Source organism: Pontibacterium sp., assembly GCF_041587635.1.
Classification (GTDB): domain Bacteria; phylum Pseudomonadota; class Gammaproteobacteria; order Pseudomonadales; family Balneatricaceae; genus Pontibacterium.
Window position 1 is genome coordinate 1 of record NZ_JBFGYC010000163.1, and the last position, 7,270, is coordinate 7,270.

Below are 7,270 nucleotides of genomic sequence, written 5' to 3' on the forward strand. Positions count from 1 at the left end.
ATCGTCAGCAATTGTGGCCAGAGCATCAACAACACCCGCAGCACGTGAACCAACGAAATCGCTGGATACTGCTTCAGGAGAGTTGCTGTAGTCGATCTGCTTCTGCAGAACACCGTGCAGCGCAGCTTCACGCAGTGTTGCGTTCAGCTCTTCTTTATTGGTTTCAGAACCCAGGTTCAGGTTCAGAATAGCCATAGAAACGTTTGGTGTAGGTACGCGAATCGCGTTACCTGTCAGCTTGCCTTCCATCTCAGGCAACGCCTTAGAGACAGCTTTAGCCGCACCTGTTTCAGTCAGAACCATGTTCAGACCCGCCGCACGACCACGACGATCACCTTTGTGGTAGTTATCGATCAGGTTCTGGTCATTGGTGTAAGCATGAACCGTCTCAACGTGACCATTTTCAACACCGTAGGTGTCGCTCAGTACTTTCAGTACCGGCGTGATCGCATTGGTAGTACAAGATGCAGCGGACAGGATCTTATCGTCAGCAGCGATATCGCCATCGTTAACACCCATTACGATGTTCTTGATGCCTTTGCCCGGCGCAGTCAGAACAACACGGGAAACACCTTTCGCACGTGTATGTAGAGACAGACCCTCTTCATCACGCCACTTACCGGTGTTATCGATAACGACAGCATTGTTAATGCCGTACGCGGTGTAATCGATAGTGTCTGGCGCGTCAGCAGTGATCACTTTGATCATGTTGCCGTTTGCGATCAGTGCGTGGTTTTCTTCGTCAACCTGAATAGTGCCTTTGAAAGAACCATGCACAGAGTCGCGACGCAGCAGGCTCGCACGTTTTTCCAGATCATTTGCAGCATTGCCTTTACGTACAACAATCGCACGCAAACGCAGGGCCTGACCGCCACCGGTGCGCTCAATCAGAAGACGCGCCAGAAGACGACCGATACGTCCAAAGCCGTACAGCACGATATCAGTACCTTCGCGCTCAGTACCTTCAACCGCTTCAGCCAGCTCATCTTTCAGGAAGGCTTCCAGATCACGACCGTTCGCTTCTTCGCGGAACTTAACAGCCAGCTTACCCGCATCGATGTGCGCGTTCTTAATACCCATTGCCTGAACAGATGCCAGTACAGGATAAGTATCGTGAACTGTCACTTCCTGATCTTCAACCTGACGCGCAAAACGATGCGCTTTCAGGATATCGATCACGGAACGTTTAATGATCAGACGACCAAAAACAGAAGATTCGATGTTGTTATCACGATACAGACCACCGATCAGCGGCACCATCGCTTCAGCTTTAGCTTCGCGCTCTTTCCAATCAGCGAAAACTTTTTCTTGGCTCACAGGCAACTCCAGTTAACATCAACGCTCAAAAAATAATGCGCACATTATCCTATTTTCCGCACCTGCGAGCAAACCCCCAATTAATATACTTTCGCACGATTCTGCCCACTTGTTTCGATAGCGCCGCTGAACAGGTACACTTATCCGCCCCAAAATACCGTTGCATAAGGAGTCTGGGACGTTGTTGGATCTGACATTTTCATTGCCTACGGGCGCTGGCGACATAAAACGAATAGGCCAAGTCACCGGTGCCGCTCGGGGATTATTGATAGCGACCGCAGCCCAAAAGCACAGTGCATTGACCCTCGTCATCACCAACAACAGTGACGAAGCGGAACGCTTACAGAACGAACTCAGCTTTTTTATCGGCTCTTCTGAGCTCATTTTGAGCTTTCCAGACTGGGAAACCCTACCCTATGACGTGTTTTCACCGCATCAGGACATTATTTCTCAGCGAATCGCTACGCTAAACAGACTCCCGAGCCTTAAACAGGGCATATTAATCGTCCCTGCCAGCACCCTGATGCATCGCCTTGCACCACCGTCGTTTCTGGCAGGCAACAGCCTTGTACTCGACGAGGGCCAGACCCTAGATCCCCTCCGACTCAGACAACAACTGACAGATGCGGGTTACCACGCCGTAGAGACCGTTCTGGAACATGGCGAATTCGCAATTCGGGGATCGATAGTTGATATCTATCCGATGGGCAGCAACGCACCCTACCGCATCGAACTGTTCGACGACGAAATTGAAACATTACGTACGTTCGACCCTGATACTCAACGTTCGATCGACCAAATTACACAGATTCGTTTACTCCCAGCGAAAGAATTTCCATTTGATGACACGGCCATCAAAGGCTTCAAACAACGCTGGCGCGAACTATTCGACGTTGACTACCGCGCGTGCCCCATCTATCAGGATGTCAGTAATGGCCTGACCCCGCCCGGAATTGAGTATTATCAGCCGCTGTTTTTCGAAACAACCAATACGCTGTTTGACTACCTGCCGAAAGATACACAAATCATCGTCGATCCAGACCTTGAAAATGCAGGCACCCAATTCTGGGAAGACACCCAGGCACGTTACGAGCAGCGACGTTATGATATTACCCACCCGATCATGGGCCCGGAAAAGCTTTTCCTGAGCAGCGACCAGCTCTTTGGTCAACTGAAGCAATATGGCCGCTTGCACGTAACCCACAACAGCCTTGAAGACAAAGCCGGACGCATCAACCTTGCATGCACCGAGCCACCCGAATTGCCGGTCGACGCACAGGCAACACGGCCGCTCACCGCGCTGGAAGATTTTCTCGTTGAGCGCGACGGACCTGTTCTGTTTTGTGCCGAATCTGCCGGTCGCCGAGAAGCACTTTTAGAGCTACTTGATCGCATCAATCTAAAACCCAAGCTCCTCAACAGCTGGCAAGACTTTGTCGACGGTGGTGCCGAAATTGCCATCACCACCGTACCACTGGATCGCGGCCTTTCCCTACCGGGACAAGCTCACCTCATTACCGAAACACAGCTTTTTGGACGTCAGGTATTTCAACGCAGACGCCGCTCACGAGAGAAAGAACAAGCTGACCAGGTCGTCAAAAACCTGTCTGAACTCAATATCGGCGCACCCGTTGTACATCTTGATCACGGTGTCGGCCGCTACCAAGGGCTTCAGACCATATCCCTGGAAGGCCAGACCAATGAATTCCTGACGCTGGAATACCTGAACAACGCCAAGCTGTATGTGCCCGTATCATCACTCCATTTGATCAGCCGCTATACGGGCGCCAGCGAGGAATTTGCCCCACTCCACAAACTGGGTGCAGAACAGTGGAGCAAAGCCAAACAGAAAGCTGCAGAGAAAGCACGAGACGCCGCAGCCGAGCTCCTGGATATTTACGCGCGCCGTGCGGCGCGCAAAGGCTTCAGCTTTAGCAATCCAGATCAGGATTACCGACATTTTTCCGCGTCATTTCCTTTCGAAGAGACTCCCGACCAAGCGAATGCGATCGACGCAGTGATCAGGGATATGACCTCTCCGCAACCCATGGATCGCCTTGTGTGCGGTGATGTAGGCTTCGGAAAAACAGAAGTTGCCATGCGCGCAGCCTTCATGGCCTGCCAGAGCGGAAAACAGGTCGCCATTCTGGTCCCAACCACCCTATTGGCCCAACAGCACTATCAAAACTTCGCAGACCGCTTTGCCGACTGGCCTGTAAACGTGGAACTCATCTCGCGCTTTCGCACCGGCAAGCAGCAGAGCGCCATCATTGAAAAACTGGAAAACGGTCAAGCAGACATCATCGTCGGCACTCACAAGCTGATTCAAGGCGACATCAAGTTTAAGAATCTCGGACTGCTCATCATTGATGAGGAGCACCGCTTTGGTGTACAGCAAAAGGAACGCCTTAAATCTCTGCGCTCTGAGGTCGACATACTGACCCTGACAGCCACACCCATTCCACGCACACTGAACATGGCCATGTCCGGCATCCGCGACCTTTCAATTATCGCCACACCGCCCGCGCGCCGCCTATCAGTCAAAACCTTTGTCAGCCAAAACGACCCGGCCACGGTAAAAGAAGCCATACTCCGCGAACTGCTGCGTGGCGGCCAGGTGTATTACTTACATAACGAAGTAAAATCGATCGAAAAAACCGCAGCCGAACTGGCAGAGATGATTCCTGAAGCGCGCATTGGCATTGGACACGGCCAGATGCGCGAACGCGAACTGGAACAAGTCATGTCTGACTTCTACCATAAACGCCACAACGTACTTGTCTGCACCACCATTATCGAAACCGGCATCGATATACCTAATGCCAATACGATCATCATCGACCGCGCAGACAAATTTGGCCTGGCTCAATTGCACCAGCTGCGTGGACGCGTAGGCCGCTCGCATCATCAGGCCTACGCCTACCTACTGACACCACACCCGAAAGCTATTACTACTGATGCAACCAAGCGACTGGAAGCCATTGCCTCTGCTGACGACCTCGGCGCAGGCTTTACTCTGGCAACCCATGACCTTGAGATCAGGGGCGCAGGCGAACTATTGGGCGAAGACCAAAGCGGCCAGATGCAAACCGTTGGCTTCACGCTCTTCATGGAGATGCTCGAACAAGCCGTTAGCGCCATCAAGGAAGGAAAGACCCCCAATCTCGACCAGCCACTAAAACACGGCGCCGAAATCAACCTCCGTATCCCGGCATTGATTCCCGACGATTATCTACCGGATGTGCACAACCGCCTGATCATGTACAAACGCATATCCAATGCGGAGAGCGAAAAAGCACTCAAAGAGCTACAGATAGAAATGATCGATCGCTTTGGTCTTCTGCCTGAAGCCACACAAAATCTGCTGCGACTGACTAAACTAAAGCTATCCGCCGACGCAATGGAGATCGAAAAAATCGATGCTCATGAAAAAGGCGGACGGATTGAGTTTGGCTCTGAACCTAAAGTAGATCCACTGACTTTGGTAAAAATGGTTCAAAATCAACCACAAAAGTATAAACTTGAGGGCGCTGACCGACTTCGCTTTTCCATCTCCAGCGAAAAACCGGAACAACGCTTTCAAACAATTGAAAAACTGCTGAAGGAATTGGCGGTCAAAGAGTCATGAATATATTTCAGAAAATAGCCACCAGCCTGTGCTTAGTTGCTTTTGCTCTGACCGCAACGGCTGAAGATACTCCATGGTATCAAGTAGAGGTTCTCGTATTTGCCAACGAGGACCCAAGCGTACTGGATGACGAATTCTGGCCACAGGGTCTGGATGTCAATCACCAGCGAAACGCAATAAAATTGCGCCCACCGCTACACAACAGTAGCTCTACGTTTGATGCCTACGAACTCCTGCCGACTTCATCTCTTTTATTCAATGATGAGAAGAAACGAATTGCACGCTACCACTCTTACCGTGTGCTATATCACGCAGGCTGGCTGCAACCTGTAGAAAAACAAAAGAAAGCACGCCCTATTCACATCAGAGCAGGACAGATTCTCGACAATGGAATGTATGAGCTAGAAGGCTACATTACCGTTGATCGCGGCCGCTATCTTCATTTCAAACCCGACCTTTACCACAGCCGCAAACTCTCTAGCAGCGAGTCAAACCTTCTACGCGACTTCCTGAATGCCGGCGACCAGCCTTTGACTAGCAGCACAGACAACCCCCAAAGCACCAGCTCCGTTGCCACCGAGGATAGCGGTTTATCAACAGTGACACCGCTGAGCACCAGCTTTCTGAATGTCCCCGAATTCCTGACGATCAATATGAAACAGGGACGCCGCATGCGCTCTGAAGAAGTCCACTACCTTGACCACCCACTCATGGGCGTTCTGGTTTTGATGCTACCGGTAGAAACGACCGACAGCGCCAAGCGCTAACCGGCCATAAAAAAGGCACCCACGGGTGCCTTTTTTTATTCACAACGACCTACGCACACCATCCGGCGGCAACTCAGCAATATGCAGCGTCGTAGTAGGGAACGCAAACTCCGCCCCCTCCTGCTCAACAATATCCATCACCCTCATCATCACATCTTGTTTGATACCGTGATACGCGACCCAGTCAGTCGTCTTGGTAAACGTGTAGATAAAGAAATCCAGCGACGATGGTCCAAAGCGATCCAGATTAACGATCAGTGTCTGATTGGTATCAATATCAGGATGGTCCTGCAGCATCTGCCTGACTTTCTCGATAATCACCCGCACTTGCCCGGCATCCCCGTAACGCACACCGATGTATTCATAGATACGGCGATTGGTCATACGCGAAGGGTTTTCCACTGAGATATTGGCAAACGTAGCATTAGGCACATATAGAGGTCGCTTACTAAAGGTACGAATACGCGTCTGACGCCATCCGATATCCTCCACCACCCCCTCTATATCTTGATCAGGTGAGCGAATCCAGTCCCCCACCTTGAATGGACGATCCAGATAGATCATCAAACCACCAAAAAAGTTAGCCAACAGATCCTTCGCCGCAAAGCCAACAGCAAGACCACCGATCCCGCCAAAGGCCAGAATACCGGAAACACTGATCCCGAGGTTTTGCAACACGATCAACACCGCCAGAACCAACACCGCCAACCGCAACAGCCGCCCCAATGCACGCACGGTCGTCACATCCATCGCCTTACGCTTAGTACCAGCCTGCATCAATACTAATTCGATACGACCAATAAAACGCACAACAAACCAGCTAAGCGCCACAATCAACATAAGCTTACGCATGGTTGATACGGACTCAGGCAGCACAAGGCCACCATTACTCACCGCTATCTGCAAGCCAGTGACGATCCCCACAACCCAAACAAGCAACATCACCGGCGCTCGCGCGGCAGCGATAAGCGCGTCATCCCACAACAACTCGGTCTTGCCCGCCTGCCGACTTAAGCGCGACAACAACCACCCCATAAAAATATGCGCGATCAGCGTTAAACCCAACACCAGTGCCAGAACAACACTCCATGTAAACTGCGGATCAACCCAATCAAGCGCCGCAACCCAATCCGACAACCAGTCAGTCACGTTCAACCTCCGACCAGAGCGATTGACACAACTCAGCGCCGCGCCTCATGCGATTAACATCCGCCGCAAACGACTGGCCTCGCATCCGCTTCAATGACGCTACCGGAACACAAGCCTGCTCCTCAAGATAGGCCAGCACTTCCAGAGCGCCTTCACGGTTATTGCACGGCAACAGCACATTGCAACCTGCGACCAACGCCGCCTCAGCACGCTGACGATAGCCACCGGCCGTATGCGCAGCCTTCATCGACAGATCATCACTGAAAATCACGCCATCAAACCCCAATCTCTCGCGCAGCACTTGCCGCAACCAGAAATCAGAAAAACCCGCAGGCATATCTGAACACGCAGGATAGAGCACATGTGCCGGCATAATACCTTCCATTCCCGCCGCAACCAGTGCACGAAA

5 protein-coding genes are annotated in these 7,270 nt (G+C 51.7%); 2 read left to right on the forward strand and 3 right to left on the reverse strand.

The window, feature by feature from the left end:
- The coding region (locus ABYW01_RS09865) for a glyceraldehyde-3-phosphate dehydrogenase (protein WP_372832408.1) at nt 1-1,317 on the reverse strand (1,317 nt) is incomplete at its 3' end.
- Nucleotides 1,318-1,498: 181 nt separating this feature from the next.
- On the opposite strand from ABYW01_RS09865, the gene mfd reads away from it, so the two are divergent.
- The gene (gene mfd / locus ABYW01_RS09870; RefSeq protein ID WP_372832410.1) at nt 1,499-4,945 is read left to right on the forward strand and encodes a transcription-repair coupling factor; all 3,447 of its coding nucleotides are present in this window, start codon (nt 1,499-1,501) and stop codon (nt 4,943-4,945) included.
- Complete coding sequence (locus tag ABYW01_RS09875; RefSeq protein ID WP_372832411.1) at nt 4,942-5,712, forward strand: CsiV family protein; 771 nt, start codon at nt 4,942-4,944, stop codon at nt 5,710-5,712. The genes mfd and ABYW01_RS09875 overlap by 4 nt, the downstream gene beginning before the upstream one ends.
- 39 nt (nt 5,713-5,751) lie before the next feature.
- On the opposite strand, the gene ABYW01_RS09880 is transcribed toward ABYW01_RS09875, so the two are convergent.
- The gene (locus ABYW01_RS09880; protein WP_372832412.1) at nt 5,752-6,861 is read right to left on the reverse strand and encodes a mechanosensitive ion channel family protein; all 1,110 of its coding nucleotides are present in this window, start codon (nt 6,859-6,861) and stop codon (nt 5,752-5,754) included.
- Nucleotides 6,854-7,270: glycoside hydrolase family 3 N-terminal domain-containing protein (locus ABYW01_RS09885; protein ID WP_372832413.1), on the reverse strand; the 417-nt coding region annotated here is incomplete at its 5' end. The genes ABYW01_RS09885 and ABYW01_RS09880, both read right to left, overlap by 8 nt.

Bases quoted from the DNA above. Each gene is read 5' to 3' on its own strand.
- ABYW01_RS09875 (WP_372832411.1), top strand. From the start codon at position 4,942: ATGAATATATTTCAGAAAATAGCCACCAGCCTGTGCTTAGTTGCTTTT.